Below are 14531 nucleotides of genomic sequence, written 5' to 3' on the forward strand. Positions count from 1 at the left end.
ATATAGACCTTAAAACTGTATTATGTACTCTAATATCATATTATAAAGAAAATATATAGGGTTAATATGCAGATTTTTTTCTGCTTAATACAATACGTTATACGTAAAAAATTATGAGATATGAAAAATAATTTGAAGGAATTTCGTTTTTTCGAAACATATGAAACAGCGTCTTGGCTAGAGCACGCTGTAACATCGCCTGATACATTCATAGAGCTTCCTTGGGAAGACGATGATGTAAGAAAATCTCTATGTAAGTACTCTAAAGTTTCAGTACTCGAACAATATATATTTTCTATGTTGGCTGTTGAAAAACGAATAAGTTACCGAAAAAATATATATGATTTAATGCCTGATGATATAGCCGAATTCAAATCAATTTTTAGTGAATATGGGATTGAATTACGTAACGAAAATAGTTTCAACCCTTTTGGTGATGAATACGACGAATATGACCATTTTTATTTATGGTTTGAATATCAAGAGGATAGTTTTGTTCATCTCTGGGAGCAGATAACAGAAGAAGTATTTCATTTGCTTTTTTCTAACCGAGGTTTTTTGTTAGATTTCAACAAATCGTTATCAACTTACATAGAAAATAACTCAGATATTGTACCGGCCAATTACAGGAATGATAACGGAAAAATAAAAAGAGCCAGCAATTTGCCTGCTTGGGTAAAAAAAGCTGTATTTTTTCGAGATCAAGGAAGATGTGTGTTTTGTCACAAAGATTTATCTGGGTTGTTGAGTACTGATAGAGTTATTCACTATGACCATATGGTTCCTTTAAATCGTTGGGGTGTTAACGATCCCTCTAATATTCAGCTTCTATGTGAAGAATGTAACTTGAAAAAAGGTGGAAATCATCTATCTACAAGTACTAGATATAAAGAATGGTGGTAGTAATTACGTATAACAATACAATAAACTCTGACAATTTACAGCTTTGTTTGGCTGTGCATGTCTCTATCGCGCCATTTTTGCACAGCCAAACAAAGCTGTAAATTGCAGGTTATTGCAGACGTTCGCTGGAATAAATAAGGAATAGAATGATATGGCAACGTTTAATGAAAATGATTTGTCGGCCTTGTTCTCGGAAAACTCTATCATCAGGTTAGTTGAGCCCAATATATACTCTGTTCTCCCAGACAATGAATCTGGCAATGAGTATGACACTCAATTTGGGTTTATATATGACTGGGTAGCGTGTAATCCAATTTATAATCGTCTTATTTGGGGTTATTCAGTCAAAATATTTCCTCAGATAGCCAATGATGCACTTCTATCTTCCGCTGATGGTAAAGTTTTGGATCTTGGCTGTGGTTCTCTTGCATTTACTGCAGAAACATATAGCCAATATTCCGAGCGGCCAGTGGTTCTGGTCGATCAGTCGCTGAAAATGCTCAGAATGGCCAAATCAAGGTTAATAAAACGGAATGGCAATGTTCCAGGCAACTTAGTTTTTCTTCACTCCGACGCTCTTCAGCTCCCATTTCGTGCAAAAGCATTCAAAACAATTCTTTCTGAAAACCTACTTCACTGCCTTGACGACACAAGCATTCTCCTGAAACAATTAGAAAAAATCCTATTGAAAAACGGCAAGATGTTTTTCACGACGTTGGTAAAAAACAACCGCTTTGCCGACAAATACCTTGAGTCTTTAGCGGATAGCGGCAAATTAGTTTCAAGAACTGTGGTGGACCACAAAAAAGTATTTGATCAACTTAGCATGTCTGCAAAATACGAAACTAAGGGCAATATATTGTCGATTTGTTGCGAAAATTAGAAAATCAGCGAACCAGGCGCTTGAGATGGACTGGGCAAAGCCGTGCCGTTTTTGAAAGGTAGCATTTGACCGATAGTTTTTATCTTTATCATAGTTTTTCGGTTTTCGTTGCCCAGCCACTCAGCTTTACGATAATCTGACCGCTCCGCGGCCAGATTATCGGCGGCTGTTATTCTCAACGCCATGGCAGGCTATGCAGGTACTAGGAACTGCAATATCAAAAAAAGCTAATAACCACATATATAGTAGAGGTAAAGAGTGAGTGCATCGTTTAAAATAAGGGAAATTGACCCAGATGAGTATTCAGAAATTGAAAAAATCTTTGAAGCGCAAGGATTAGAGAACAATAAAAGCGGAGTTACAATTTTAAAGGGATATGCGGTTGAAACAGGAGACGAGCTAATAGGTGGCGCAGAAATAATGCTTCAAGATGGAGAATACACTTTTTCAGTTGCAGTAGATGATGATTTTAAGATTCTGGGAATTGGAAAATCTTTATTTAAAATGGTGAAAAAAGAAATTCTGAGTTTAGGAACCACGAGGATAATGATTCAGGCAAAAACTCCTAAATATTGGGCAAAATTTGGATTTGTGGAAGTTGTTGATCTTAACGATGTCCCAAAAACGTTTCGGTGTGATGATTGCCCTCAATATGGGAAAGATTGTTTTCCAAAGATAATGATTTTGAGTTTATAACAAATAAAGGATTAGTAACCGTGCCGAGGCACGAGGCTCGGTACTAATCCTATGGTTCAATCGGGTAGCCGGGGGTTTTATAAACCCCCAGCCCCCACAACACCCTGCATGCGGGTCTGCACAGGGCGTTTCACCAAGATTAGCGGGCACAAGCCGGGTAATGTATTTTCACCCACTGTTCTTTGACAGATATTAACCTTATGGGCGTATGTTCCCCTAAAACAGTACTTGCATGTACCATTAGTTGTGCGTTATACTGTACAAAATTTATTTGAGAGGTGCAAAATGCAAAAGCTACGAATTGATCAAGATATAAAACCACTATCTGAAGTCAGAAGTAGTATGGCAACGTATATTAGACAAATTCATGAAACTAGAAGGCCTTTGATCATTACTCAAAGAGGTAAAAGTGCTGCTGTACTAGTTGATGTTCAAGAATTTGAAGCGATGCAAGAAAAGATTGAACTCTTATCTGACATTCATTCTTCTCTAAGTCAATTGGAAAAAGGGGAGGGAATCAACCATAAAGATGCTAAAAATATGCTGCTCGAGCGAATTTCTGAATGAAAATAATTTGGTCTCCACTTGCTATAAATAAAGCATCAGAAATAGCTGATTACATCGCTCAAGACAAACCATCTGCAGCCAAACGATGGATAAATGAGGTGTTCATAAAAGTCGAGCAACTTAAATCTTCCCCTCAAATTGGTCGAGTTGTGCCTGAAATTTCAGACAATAGGTTTAGAGAGCTTATTTATGGCAATTACCGAATCATTTACCGTATGGAAATAAAACGAATTTCAATTTTGACTATTCGACACGGAAAACAAATATTACCCATAGATGAAATCAAGACATAATCGGGTAGCCGGGGACTGAAGCGAATTGAGACAATGACCAGGAGTATTTTAAAGTTATGCTAAAAAAAAAGTTTACCAAGGCCATTGTCCGCACGCCGTGTAAGAGCATCGTTGACGGATTAACATCAGCCCGTATGGGAAAACCAGAGTACCATAAAACTTTGGAGCAGCATCAAGAATATATCAAGGCTTTACAATACTGCGGCCTTGATTGAATCTGCCGGATATGAGACGATTGTTGTTGACACATCAGAATTTCGGAAAATTGATGGTGGACTCAGCTGTTTATCACTGAGATTTTAATAATTACCCCACTGCTAATTCAACATTTGATGTATAATAAACTGAAAATCAATGAAAACCATACTTAATCAAGTACTTAAGTTGAAAGGGGGAGAACAAGATGATTAATTTTCTTGGGCTAAAAGAAAAATTTGAGATCCAGACCTACAATAATATCAAAAATCTGAATAAAGATATCCATATTCCCTTTTCCGGGTCTCCCAGAAAGCATCCGTATGATAAAAGCCGGGTCATCTTAGTGGCAGACCCGTTTACTGACAACACCTTTTATTATGAATTCAGAGTTGGCGATATTGCCTGTGCTGAAGAGCTGTCCAGCATCACCAATTTAAAAGGAGAATCCACTCCAATGGTCCGCATCTGGGTAAAAAAGCAGAGCGTGGCCATCCAGTGTACACCCTTTATTGTGGATACGATAAAGCATGACTGATACTAACAAAAAATAAGGTCAGACCTTGCGGTTGAACCGGCCACAGCCACACGCTCACTCTTATGATTCATTTCGCCCTCCGGGCCGACCGGTCTTTCAGACGCTTGATACAATCACCTTCAACCAGAGAAAACAGCCGGTACAATGTCGGTTTGGTTGTCTTGAATTCTTTGATAAGGGCTCCGGTAGTTTCCCCTTTGAATTTCCGATTGATGATCTCCTCCATCATCCCCCGGGTCAAGGCATTCCTGACCTTCCGATTTCCAGGGCTGTTGAAATAATCCTTAAGACCAAGCTTCACGGTTGCGAATAAGACAAACCAGTCCGTTGTCTCTAATTTTTCAGCAATCATCTTTCTATCTGCGCCCATGGCCAGCAGGCGTTTTAATTCTGCTCTTTTCTTTTTGGACAGTTCAAAGCAGGGCTTGGGAATTTTTTTAAACTGCTTGTATAAAGAACTTTTCGAAACTCCCAGGTCTATACTGACCCGGCCGTAACTCAGCCCGTTTTTAAATAGTATCCTGGCACGGGCATCCTGCTGTTTTGATAATCGGCCTTTGCCCCAGCTGGGATCCTTTTTTATACCCTTTATCCGGAAGGCCCTTTTTAACGTTATCACATGGATGCCAAGAGCCTCGGCAGTGCGTTGCTGTGTTTCTCCGGATTCAAGCATCCTTATGGCTTTTTTTACAGAGGCATCTGACACGCTGGTCCTGTTCTTATAAATATTACCGGTTTTAATTTTATAAAACGTAAAGGCGGTTTTAATGGCAAAATTTGTGAGTCCGTATTTTTTGGAGGTCTCCCGGTAGGAAGCCCCCGCCCTGATATCTCCGGACATCTTCTCCGCGAATTCACGGCTGATGGTTCTGTACTGTTTTTTGATCATAGGGGGTCTCATTTAATTACATTATTTGGGGAATTCTACTATCAAGACAGATATAATAAGTTACGCTTAAGCGCAAGGTGTATTTGACAATCAAAAAGAAACAAACATTTTCAATCCTGTTATTGACCAAAGCTTCAAGCAATTATATATTAAAAAGTTATGAATTTTAACTTTAAAGCATATGATGTCATTGTTATCGGTGCCGGCCATGCCGGATGCGAAGCTGCGCTTGCTTCTGCACGCATGGGGTGTAATACGCTCCTTTTAACCATTGATATGGATAAAATTGCTTCCATGCCCTGCAGCCCTTCAATCGGCGGTATGGCAAAAGGACAGATGGTTAAGGAAATTGATGCCCTTGGCGGTCAAATGGCAAAAGTCACAGATTCATCCGCCATTCAATACCGGACATTAAATACACGAAAAGGCCCTGCTGTTCATTCAACGAGAACGCAAAATGATAAAGCATTGTATTCAAGAAACATGAAGGCTGCCCTTGAAAAAACAGAAAATCTTGATCTTAAGCAGGCCATGGCTCAGGAACTCGTGCTTGAAAACAACACCGTGACAGGCCTTATTGATCATACCGGTTTTGAATACTCAACCCGGACCATTGTCATTGCAACGGGAACTTTTTTAAAAGGAATGGTTCACATCGGGGCGTCAAAAATTGAGGCCGGTAGGGCTGGAGAATTTGCATCCGTCAGCCTTGCACAAAATCTTGCAACGCTTGGATTTAACATGGGCAGGATGAAGACGGGAACCCCGCCGCGGCTCCATGCAGACACCATTGATTTTTCCAAATTTAATATCCATAATTCAGACAGCCGTCCAAAACCCTTCTCTTTTTCGACCAGAGATATTTCCAATCCCATGCTGCCAAGTTTTATGGGCAGCACAAATCAAAAAACCCATGAAATTATCAGGCGAAATCTTAAATTCTCAGCACTTTATGGCGGCCATATCAAAGGAAAATCTGCCAGATACTGCCCTTCATTTGAAGATAAAATCGTTAAATTCCCGGACAGGGACAGCCACCATGTCATCCTTGAATATGAAGGCATTGACTCAAAGGAAATTTATGCGTCAGGGCTTGGCAACAGTCTGCCTCTGGAAATCCAGTATAACGTTGTCAGATCTGTCAAAGGTCTTGAGGCGGCCAAAATTATGAGACCGGCCTATGCCATTGAATATGATTATATAAACCCTCTGGAATTATCTGCCGCCCTTGAAACAAAAAAGATAAAAGGCCTGTTTTTAGCCGGACAGATTAATGGCACATCAGGGTATGAAGAAGCCGGGGCTCAAGGGTTATGGGCGGGTATCAATGCCGCCTGTATAGTACAGAACAGAGAACCCTTTATCCTTGACCGCTCCCAGGCGTATATCGGCGTTATGGTGGATGATCTTGTAACAAGGGGAACAAATGAACCTTACCGGATGTTTACCTCAAGAGCTGAATACAGATTGCTGCTCAGAGAAGACAATGCTGACTTAAGGTTATCTATGATTGGAAATGACTTAGGTCTTGTAGATGATGATACCTTAAACTTCTGCAAAGAAATTGCGGCCCAGACACAAAAAGAAATCCAGCGCCTTAAAAAAACGGTAGTAAAGCCCACCAAAACGGTGAATGATTTTTTACTGGCCAATGGTACAAATCAAATAACAAACGGGGTAAAACTGGAGCAGCTTCTAAAGAGAGCACAGCTTGATTATGTCTCTTTGAAAGAAATCTGCCCGCCGCCGGAGCCTGTTTTGGAAAGGACTGAACAACAGGTTGAAATTCAAATAAAATACGAAGGATATATCCTGCGACAGCTCAATGAAATAAAAAAATATAAAGACCTGGAAAAAATAAATATACCGAAAAATTTTGATTATTCCAAAGCCCACGGCCTTTCAAACGAACTCAGGGAGAAGCTGAATCAAATCCTTCCTAAATCGCTGGGGCAGGCATCCAGGATCGATGGGATGACACCGGCTGCCATATCTGTATTAATGGTTGGAATTTCTGCATCTCAGAGAAAAAGCACTACTTGACTTGAATAGATTCAAACTTACTATAATAAACATAAATAATTAAAATGATTGAATTAAATTATACGAGGATTGATGTATGGCCGACAATTATTACAAAATTTTAGGTATTGATAAAAAAGCTGGCGCTTCCCAGATCAAGAAAGCATATCGAAAACTTGCTTTGAAATATCATCCCGACAAAACAAAAGGTGATAAGGCTTTGGAAGAAAGGTTTAAAAAAATCAGTGAAGCCTATGCTGTTTTGAGTGATCCTGAAAAAAGAAACCAGTATGACACCTATGGATCAGCTGATTTTCAGCAACGCTTCTCACAGGAAGATATTTTTCGAAACTTTGATCTGGGTGATATTTTAAAAGACTTCGGATTTGGCGGATCACGGCGTGGCGGTGGCTTTTCTTCGGCCTTTGGAAGAGGCGGACAACGAGGCGGTCCCGGCATGGGCGGCAACCCGTTTTCCCAGAATATGGGAGGCGGTGGTGGCTTTGGACAACAGCAACAGCCTCAAATGAAAGGCAAAGATATTGAATATGAAATTCCTTTAACCATCCATGAAATAATCAATGGAACCCAAAAAACGATTACCATCAACCAGGGCGGTAAGGTCAAGGCTATTGAAGTAAAAATTCCCAAAGGACTGACCCCAGGCAAAAAAATCAGGCTTGCCGGAAAAGGCGAAATGAGCCCCCACGGCGGCCCTGCAGGCAATCTCTATATTAAATCCAAACCCATCCCTTCAAACGGGTATGCCGTTGAGGGAAATGATGTCCTGTTTTCAAAAAAGGTCACCCTTACCCAGGCACTGCTCGGGGATACGATAGAAGTTGTGACACCGGACGGCACGGCCATCAACCTTAAGCTTCCGGCCGGTACAAATCACAAATCAAAAATGCGGATTCCCCAACACGGGATTCCCCAAATGAAAGGAAAGGGTTGCGGAGATCTCTTTGTTGTGATTAATATAACCCTGCCAAAGAAGCTGACCGCAGAACAAAAAGAACTAATTCAACAATTAGGAAAAACGGGATTATAACCTAAAGGTCACACGTAAATTATATTATGCCTGAATTTATTCCCTTAATCTCAGAACTTGAGATAAACAAGAAAATTCAAAAACTCGGACAAAAAATCTCCAGTGATTATAAAGAAAAAGATCTGGTTTTAGTGGGTGTATTAAAAGGATCGTTTATTTTTCTAGCAGACCTTGCTCGACAGATTTCCATTGATCATGATATTGATTTTATTGGTGCTTCTTCCTATGAGGGGACGTCCTCAAGCGGACAAATCGTTTTCACCAAGCAACCGGATCTAGAGCTTGAAAACAGAGATATTCTGTTTGTGGAAGATATCGTGGATACAGGGAATACACTTTTAAAAATAATTGAGTTCATAAAATTATTAAATCCCAAATCAATTAAAATTTGCACTTTAATTGACAAACATGAGCGACGTAATGTAAAAATTGATGTTGACTATTCATGTTTTTCACTTGAAAAAGGGTTTATTGTTGGGTATGGACTGGACTATAATGAAAAATATAGGAACCTTCCTGCCATCTATGACCTGAAACTATAGGAATAAGGAAAATCCAATGATTATTACCTGTAATAAGTGTTCAACACATTTTAACCTTGACGATTCTCTTGTCAAAGAAGACGGCTCAAAAGTCCGTTGCTCTGTCTGTAAACATGTTTTCACAACATTTCCATTGCCTCAGGAACCGGAGCAAGCGCCTGAAGAATCATCAGACCTCAGTCTTGACTCTTTTTCGGACGATGGCGACACCTTTGAAGAACCTTCTGATGTTGAAACGGAAGAGAGCGATTTTTCTTTAAAAAGCCCTGATCTGGAAACTGAAAGTTCTGATCTGGAGATGGAAGAGACCGATCTTGAAATCGATGATGATTTTTCCTTTGAAGAAACTGAATTGGAAATAGATGAGGATGACGAATCCCAAGAGCTTGAATTGGAAGAAAGCCATTGGGAATTTGAGGATGACGGCATTGAGTTTGAAGACTCTGGAGAAGAAGATTTTGACAGCATTGAATTTGAATCTGTTGAAGATGAACCTGATTTTTTAGATAGTACAGAGAGTAAAACAGATTTACAGGACCCGGATTATCAAACTTTTGAGGAACCTCTCGAAAAGGATTCATTAGCTGATGAAGATGAATTTGAGTTTGAGTTTGATATTGAGGATGATTCTGAAAATGAAGTGCCTGACATTCCTGATGATAAAACAGATGAAGGCCCCTTTGAAGAAGAGACCGAACCGGAAGATGATTTTCTTGAAGAAGAGATCTTAGAAGAAAAAGCAATCATAAAAGAAAAAGCACCGGTTAAAGAACCGGAAACCCTTATGGACACAACACAAAGATCCAGGAAAAGAAAAAAGAAACCCCTTGTCGGGGCACCTGTTCTTGTGATACTGCTGATCTTCTTTTTGGTTATAGTAGCCTATATTGCCAGTGTCATGACCGGATATAAAATACCATATTTATCTGACATTAAAATCCCTGTTATTGAACAATACTTTAAAAAACCTGTCCCCGAAAAATTAGATGTCAGGCCTGTTCCCAATCAAAAAAGCGTGAATGGAAGATTTGTCACCAATTCAACTGCCGGCACCCTGTTTGTCATTACAGGAAGGGTGGAAAATCTTTCAAATACTGATTACAACCATATTGAAATTCAAGGGGCATTGATCACTGAAGGCAAGGTGGAAGCAAAAACAAAAAATATCTTTTGCGGAAATATTATAACAGAAGAAATGCTTAAAACGGGAAACATTTCAGACATTAATAAACTTCTTGCCATAAAAAAGGGGAGCCATAATTCAAACGCCACTTTAAAACCCGGAGCCAGTATTCCTTTTATGGTTGTGTTTTCAGATCTTCCTGAAAAATTACAGAATTTTACCGTTAAAGTCATCAAATTTGAAAAAACAAAAAATAATTAAATATTGACAATTAAACTGTATCTGTGATATTTTTTTTGGGTTTTTTGGCGACGTAGCTCAGTTGGTCAGAGCATGCGGCTCATATCCGCAGAGTCCGGGGTTCAAGTCCCTGCGTCGCTACCAAGATTATACAATGCCCCCTTTTTAAAAGGGGGCTTCTTTTTTTTGATTCAGAACAAAGTTTATGGTAATGTTTATAAAATTAATCGGACGATTTATTTTAAGGAGACGGTATGCCCGGCATTTATGAAATTTATGTAAAGGATCATTTTGCTGCAGCCCATGCATTAAAAGGATATGATGGAGACTGCTCCAATATGCATGGACACAATTGGATCGTTGAAACTTATATCCAGTGCACAAAACTCAACAAGCTGGGTATTGGCGTTGATTTCATGGATGCCAAAAATGTTATAAAAGATGTGTTAAGCAAATTTGATCATACCACTCTCAATGAAGTTCCAGAATTTAGCAGCATCAATCCGACATCTGAAAATCTTTCCAGATTTTTATATACCGAGCTTTCCCAGCGTCTGAACACCGAATACATAACTGTCAGCAAAGTGATGGTATTTGAAAGCTCGGGATGCGGATCTTCCTACCAGGAGGTGTGATTGCAGCTTGATATTTGCGAAATTTTCTACAGCCTTCAGGGAGAATCCACCTTTGCCGGGATGCCTTGCATTTTTATAAGACTGTCGGGATGCAACCTTAGCTGTTCGTGGTGTGATACTCGCTATGCAAACGAAGAATATCACTCCATGACCTTTGATCAGATCTTGAAAAAAGTGGCTTCCTATCATTGCAACCTGATTGAAGTCACTGGTGGTGAGCCGTTGTTGCAGAACGACACACCTGCCCTGATATCCATGCTTTTAGAAAAAAAATATAAGGTCCTCCTTGAAACAAACGGCAGTAAAAGCATTAAAAACATACCTTCACATTGCATAAAAATTATTGATATCAAATGTCCTTCCAGCAATGAATCTGACAGCTTTTTATCAGAAAATATACGTTTCTTAACTGAACGTGATGAGATCAAATTTGTCATCGGCTCTCGAAAAGATTATGAATTTGCTAAGTCCATCATTAAAAATAAACTACCTAAGATCTCGCAAAAAAAAATTCATCTTTCACCTGTTTTCGGGCAAATACCACTTAACGTCATTGCTGCCTGGATGATTGAAGATAATCTTTTGGCCAGGCTTTCTTTACAGCAGCACAAAATCATATGGGAACCGGATAAACGAGAAGTTTAAATAAAAATATGACCGACAAAGCCGTCGTACTTTCCAGCGGAGGGATTGATTCCACCACTGCAATGGCCATTGCAAAATCAAGGGGCAAAGAGATTTACGCCTTAAGTTTCAGATATGGACAAAGACATTTTATAGAACTTGAAGCTGCCAAAGAAGTGGCCCGATCATTTGAGGTAAAGACCCATAAAATCATTAATATTGATTTAAGGCAATTTGGCGGCTCTGCCCTGACCGATGAAATTAATGTCCCCAAACATGACTCGGTTAATGAAATAGATGAGGAAGGAATCCCTATTACCTATGTTCCGGCCAGAAACACTATTTTCCTATCCTATGCCATGGCCTGGGCAGAAGTTCTAAAGGCCACCTCCATTTACATTGGTGTTACTGCCGTGGATTATTCAGGTTACCCTGACTGCAGGCCCGCCTTTATTGAGGCGTTTGAAAAAATGGCCAATCTTGCCACCAAAACCGGGGTGACAAAAGAAACCATACTGAAGATTGAAACTCCCTTAATCCATCTTTCCAAAGCCGAGATCATTAAAACCGGTGATACATTAGGGGTGGATTACGCTTTGACCATCTCCTGCTATGATCCCGATTCAAACGGCAAGTCCTGCGGCAGGTGTGATTCTTGTCTTCACAGGATAAAAGGATTTAAAGAAGCGGGGATTAAAGATCCTACGATTTACTATTAGCAAAAAGGGCTTCGCTGAAAATCTCCACCGGGTGTTTCACTGAAACCGGCTGTTGAAGCTTGGCCAGCATGTCAGAAATCTGCATCATACAGGCAGGACAGGAAGTGGCTACGGTCGAACATCCGGTATGAATAATATTCCCGGCTTTTTCCAGACCGATCCGAGATGAAATATCATAATAGTTAAGATTAAAACTGCCTCCCATACCGCAGCACGTGTCACTGTCTACCATCTCTTTTAATGTGTTGCCGGAAGCAAGAATGACTTGCCGTGGCTCATTAAACACCCCAAGGGACTTTTTAAGGTGGCAGGGATCGTGATAGGTAATGATCTTTTTTTCCCCCTCACGGTCTGGAATTACTGCAGACAGGTCAAACCGTTTTTCCATCAGCCAACTGATATCCACAGTCTTTTGGGCCAGCGCTTCAATCTGTCTTAATAATTTTTTATCCAAATGTTTTAACAAGGCGGGCCATAAGTTTATAATGGTTGATGAACATGTGGCGCAGGCCGTCACAAGATAGTCAAATTTTTCTTTTGAAAAAAGGTCTACATGGGTTTTAACAAGGGCCTCAAAGGTTTCAAGATCACCTGATGCGATTGCAGGGATACCGCAGCACCCCTGATTGAAAGGAATAAAAACCTGGGCATTAAAATATTTTAACACGTCAACCACGCTGTGGGCTATGTTTGGAAAAGCTTTATCAATCAAACAGCCGACAAAAAAAGCTACCTTTACACCTTTCCCCTGGATCCTTAAATCCTGACCCTCAAGTGTTCTGTTAAAGGCTGTCTCTTTCAGCGGTACAATATGGCGATGCCGCAGCAGCGGCGACGCGATCCTGGCACAGGAGGTTCCCTGGGGGTTTTCTTCTTTTTTAAAAAAAAGTTTTTGAAATGGGGCGATCATCCCCATAATACCATTGAATGTTTCAGGATTGGACAGAATCTTTTTAAATATTATTTTTTTAGAAAACGATAATCCAAGATATTGAGTAATAATGGCTCTCGCTTTTAAAAATATCTCAACCGCACTCACATTGCTGGGGCAGCCATGGGCGCAGGACCCGCAAAGAAGGCATCTTTGAAGCCGTTCATTCACTCCCTTGGCATCATCAAACATCTGATCGATCAATCCATTGATCAGAACAAGCTTACCTCTTGACACATCAGCTTCTTTCCGGGTCTGGGCAAACAAAGGGCAATTTGCCTGGCACATCCCGCAACGGGTACACATGGCAAGTTGATCTTCCAGCTGTCTCACATCACGAGCAAGCTGTTTCATTCTATCCATATGAATACTCTGTTGTCTGCCCGACTTCCTGTTTAATCTCTCTTTCATGAAGACCGATCAGGTATAAAAGCCCGTCAAGGCCAACACTTGAAATGGTATTGGATGCATTCTGCCGAACAACAGGTTTGGCATTAAAGGCGACCCCTAAGCCTGCAATGCTGATCATGGGAAGATCATTGGCTCCATCCCCAACGGCAATGGTCTGTTCAAGGGCAAGGTTCTCCTTTTGAGCAAGCTGTCTTAATAATATTGCTTTTTTCTCACCATCCACAATATCACCGACAACATCTCCGGTCACCACGCCATTTTTTATATCCAGCTCATTGGCATACATATAATCAAACCCGAGCTGTTCCTTTAAATATTCACCGATAAAGGTAAATCCCCCGGACAGGATACCCAGTTTATATCCCAGGCCTCTCAGGGTTTTGGTAACCAGATACGCACCATCGGTCAACGGCAGATCCCTTGATATTTTGCCCAACTGCTCTTGTTTTATCCCTTTTAAAAGGGCCACTCTTTTTCTGAAGCTTTCTTTGAAATCTATCTTCCCTCTCATGGCAGATTCAGTGATTTTATCCACCTGATCTCCGACACCGGCCAATTTTGCCAGTTCAACAATGACTTCAGCCTGAATCAATGTTGAATCCATGTCAAAGACAACCAGTTTCCTGTTTTTCCTGTAGATATTATCCACATGGAAAGAGATATCAATCCCTGCTTTCTGGGAAATTTCCATAAATCTTTTTCGCATATCAAGAAGATTTAAAGGTCTGCCGCTGACGGAAAGCTGTACACACGCTCTTGGATTATCCCGTCGTTTCTTAAGAGAGATCCTTCCGGTAAGACGGGTGATACCGTCAATATTCAAATGATTATCTGTAATTATCGATGCAACAGCGGAAATCTGTTGGGCTGTTAATGTTCTGCCAAGGAGGGTGATGATTCGCCTTTCTTTTCCCTGGTCACGGACCCATTTTTCATAATTCTCAGAGTCAATCGGTTTAATGTCTATCTTAAGCCCCATGTTGTGGCCCTCGAACAGCATATCCTTGAAAATGGGCGAAAAATCTTTTGCCTTAGGAATCCCCGCCAGGATTCCAAGGGAAATATGATCATGAATTACGGCCTGGCCGATATCCAGGATATTGACATCATATTCTGCCAGAATCCCTGTAAACTTTGCATCAAGCCCTTTTCTGTCTCTGCCGGTAATATTTATCAATACAACATCAGTCATTACCACTATCCTTTAATTCTTTTTTAAATATTTTAAGCACTTATATCTTTGGTTGGTAATGGTTTGCAAGCAATTTA

Annotated in this window: 17 protein-coding genes and 1 tRNA gene; 15 read left to right on the forward strand and 3 right to left on the reverse strand. The window is 40.3% G+C overall.

Features of this window, described 5'->3' with window-relative positions; genetic code table 11:
- Positions 1-120 precede the first annotated feature (120 nt).
- The 7 genes from HGJ91_RS14120 to HGJ91_RS14150 all read left to right on the forward strand — a co-directional run bounded on the left by HGJ91_RS14120 (position 121) and on the right by HGJ91_RS14150 (position 4075).
- The gene (locus tag HGJ91_RS14120) at positions 121-903 is read left to right on the forward strand and encodes an HNH endonuclease signature motif containing protein (protein WP_291348459.1); all 783 of its coding nucleotides are present in this window, start codon (positions 121-123) and stop codon (positions 901-903) included.
- A 151-nt stretch (positions 904-1054) separates the two neighbouring features.
- Positions 1055-1786 carry a class I SAM-dependent methyltransferase gene (locus HGJ91_RS14125; RefSeq protein ID WP_291348460.1) on the forward strand — a complete coding sequence of 244 codons (732 nt, stop codon included), beginning with the start codon at positions 1055-1057 and terminating at the stop codon, positions 1784-1786.
- A gap of 258 nt (positions 1787-2044) precedes the next feature.
- Positions 2045-2482, forward strand: coding sequence for a GNAT family N-acetyltransferase (locus HGJ91_RS14130; protein WP_291348461.1), 438 nt, complete (start codon positions 2045-2047; stop codon positions 2480-2482).
- Positions 2483-2767: 285 nt separating this feature from the next.
- Positions 2768-3049, forward strand: coding sequence for a type II toxin-antitoxin system Phd/YefM family antitoxin (locus tag HGJ91_RS14135; protein ID WP_291348462.1), 282 nt, complete (start codon positions 2768-2770; stop codon positions 3047-3049).
- Positions 3046-3342: a type II toxin-antitoxin system RelE/ParE family toxin gene (locus HGJ91_RS14140; protein ID WP_291348463.1), complete on the forward strand. Its 297-nt coding sequence runs from the start codon at positions 3046-3048 to the stop codon at positions 3340-3342. Before HGJ91_RS14135 ends, HGJ91_RS14140 begins: the two co-directional genes overlap by 4 nt.
- A 56-nt stretch (positions 3343-3398) precedes the next feature.
- Positions 3399-3557 carry a hypothetical protein gene (locus tag HGJ91_RS14145; RefSeq protein WP_291348464.1) on the forward strand — a complete coding sequence of 53 codons (159 nt, stop codon included), beginning with the start codon at positions 3399-3401 and terminating at the stop codon, positions 3555-3557.
- Positions 3558-3745: 188 nt separating this feature from the next.
- The gene (locus HGJ91_RS14150; protein ID WP_291348465.1) at positions 3746-4075 is read left to right on the forward strand and encodes an inorganic pyrophosphatase Ppa; all 330 of its coding nucleotides are present in this window, start codon (positions 3746-3748) and stop codon (positions 4073-4075) included.
- 67 nt (positions 4076-4142) lie between these two features.
- On the opposite strand, the gene HGJ91_RS14155 is transcribed toward HGJ91_RS14150, so the two are convergent.
- Entirely contained in the window at positions 4143-4964 is an 822-nt protein-coding gene (locus HGJ91_RS14155; protein ID WP_291348466.1) for a hypothetical protein, read from the reverse strand.
- A gap of 159 nt (positions 4965-5123) precedes the next feature.
- Here HGJ91_RS14155 and mnmG point away from each other — a divergent pair, with 159 nt between their 5' ends.
- The 8 genes from mnmG (at position 5124) to queC (ending at position 11920) form a co-directional block, all read left to right on the forward strand.
- Positions 5124-7007 carry a tRNA uridine-5-carboxymethylaminomethyl(34) synthesis enzyme MnmG gene (gene mnmG, locus HGJ91_RS14160; protein WP_291348467.1) on the forward strand — a complete coding sequence of 628 codons (1884 nt, stop codon included), beginning with the start codon at positions 5124-5126 and terminating at the stop codon, positions 7005-7007.
- 76 nt (positions 7008-7083) lie between these two features.
- Positions 7084-8037: a DnaJ C-terminal domain-containing protein gene (locus tag HGJ91_RS14165; RefSeq protein WP_291348468.1), complete on the forward strand. Its 954-nt coding sequence runs from the start codon at positions 7084-7086 to the stop codon at positions 8035-8037.
- A gap of 26 nt (positions 8038-8063) precedes the next feature.
- Entirely contained in the window at positions 8064-8579 is a 516-nt protein-coding gene (gene hpt, locus HGJ91_RS14170; protein ID WP_291348469.1) for a hypoxanthine phosphoribosyltransferase, read from the forward strand.
- A gap of 16 nt (positions 8580-8595) precedes the next feature.
- Positions 8596-9963: a zinc-ribbon domain-containing protein gene (locus HGJ91_RS14175; protein ID WP_291348470.1), complete on the forward strand. Its 1368-nt coding sequence runs from the start codon at positions 8596-8598 to the stop codon at positions 9961-9963.
- Positions 9964-10009: 46 nt separating this feature from the next.
- A tRNA-Met gene (locus HGJ91_RS14180) sits at positions 10010-10086 on the forward strand.
- Positions 10087-10196: 110 nt separating this feature from the next.
- Positions 10197-10577: a 6-carboxytetrahydropterin synthase QueD gene (queD, locus tag HGJ91_RS14185; RefSeq protein WP_291348471.1), complete on the forward strand. Its 381-nt coding sequence runs from the start codon at positions 10197-10199 to the stop codon at positions 10575-10577.
- Positions 10578-11222 carry a radical SAM protein gene (locus HGJ91_RS14190; RefSeq protein WP_291348472.1) on the forward strand — a complete coding sequence of 215 codons (645 nt, stop codon included), beginning with the start codon at positions 10578-10580 and terminating at the stop codon, positions 11220-11222. It abuts the gene before it with no gap.
- Between the two features lie 8 nt (positions 11223-11230).
- Positions 11231-11920: a 7-cyano-7-deazaguanine synthase QueC gene (gene queC / locus HGJ91_RS14195; protein WP_291348473.1), complete on the forward strand. Its 690-nt coding sequence runs from the start codon at positions 11231-11233 to the stop codon at positions 11918-11920.
- On the opposite strand, the gene HGJ91_RS14200 is transcribed toward queC, so the two are convergent.
- Together HGJ91_RS14200 and serB are read right to left on the reverse strand one after the other, a co-directional pair.
- Positions 11904-13214, reverse strand: a complete 1311-nt coding sequence (locus HGJ91_RS14200; protein WP_291348474.1) for a (Fe-S)-binding protein — start codon at positions 13212-13214, stop codon at positions 11904-11906. The genes queC and HGJ91_RS14200 overlap by 17 nt on opposite strands.
- Positions 13207-14454, reverse strand: a complete 1248-nt coding sequence (gene serB / locus HGJ91_RS14205; protein ID WP_291348475.1) for a phosphoserine phosphatase SerB — start codon at positions 14452-14454, stop codon at positions 13207-13209. The genes HGJ91_RS14200 and serB overlap by 8 nt, the downstream gene beginning before the upstream one ends.
- Positions 14455-14531 lie beyond the last annotated feature (77 nt).

It is taken from the genome of Desulfobacula sp., assembly GCF_014237455.1.
Lineage (GTDB): Bacteria > Desulfobacterota > Desulfobacteria > Desulfobacterales > Desulfobacteraceae > Desulfobacula.

What these genes read in the sequence shown, in the direction of transcription:
- HGJ91_RS14135 (WP_291348462.1), top strand. Translation starts at nt 2,768, where the DNA reads ATGCAAAAGCTACGAATTGATCAAGATATAAAACCACTATCTGAAGTC.
- HGJ91_RS14165 (WP_291348468.1), top strand. Translation starts at nt 7,084, where the DNA reads ATGGCCGACAATTATTACAAAATTTTAGGTATTGATAAAAAAGCTGGC.
- HGJ91_RS14140 (WP_291348463.1), top strand. Translation starts at nt 3,046, where the DNA reads ATGAAAATAATTTGGTCTCCACTTGCTATAAATAAAGCATCAGAAATA.
- HGJ91_RS14120 (WP_291348459.1), top strand. Translation starts at nt 121, where the DNA reads ATGAAAAATAATTTGAAGGAATTTCGTTTTTTCGAAACATATGAAACA.
- HGJ91_RS14150 (WP_291348465.1), top strand. Translation starts at nt 3,746, where the DNA reads ATGATTAATTTTCTTGGGCTAAAAGAAAAATTTGAGATCCAGACCTAC.
- HGJ91_RS14125 (WP_291348460.1), top strand. Translation starts at nt 1,055, where the DNA reads ATGGCAACGTTTAATGAAAATGATTTGTCGGCCTTGTTCTCGGAAAAC.
- HGJ91_RS14155 (WP_291348466.1), bottom strand. Translation starts at nt 4,964, where the DNA reads ATGATCAAAAAACAGTACAGAACCATCAGCCGTGAATTCGCGGAGAAG.
- HGJ91_RS14145 (WP_291348464.1), top strand. Translation starts at nt 3,399, where the DNA reads ATGCTAAAAAAAAAGTTTACCAAGGCCATTGTCCGCACGCCGTGTAAG.
- queD (WP_291348471.1), top strand. Translation starts at nt 10,197, where the DNA reads ATGCCCGGCATTTATGAAATTTATGTAAAGGATCATTTTGCTGCAGCC.
- HGJ91_RS14175 (WP_291348470.1), top strand. Translation starts at nt 8,596, where the DNA reads ATGATTATTACCTGTAATAAGTGTTCAACACATTTTAACCTTGACGAT.
- HGJ91_RS14200 (WP_291348474.1), bottom strand. Translation starts at nt 13,214, where the DNA reads ATGGATAGAATGAAACAGCTTGCTCGTGATGTGAGACAGCTGGAAGAT.
- serB (WP_291348475.1), bottom strand. Translation starts at nt 14,454, where the DNA reads ATGACTGATGTTGTATTGATAAATATTACCGGCAGAGACAGAAAAGGG.
- queC (WP_291348473.1), top strand. Translation starts at nt 11,231, where the DNA reads ATGACCGACAAAGCCGTCGTACTTTCCAGCGGAGGGATTGATTCCACC.
- hpt (WP_291348469.1), top strand. Translation starts at nt 8,064, where the DNA reads ATGCCTGAATTTATTCCCTTAATCTCAGAACTTGAGATAAACAAGAAA.
- mnmG (WP_291348467.1), top strand. Translation starts at nt 5,124, where the DNA reads ATGAATTTTAACTTTAAAGCATATGATGTCATTGTTATCGGTGCCGGC.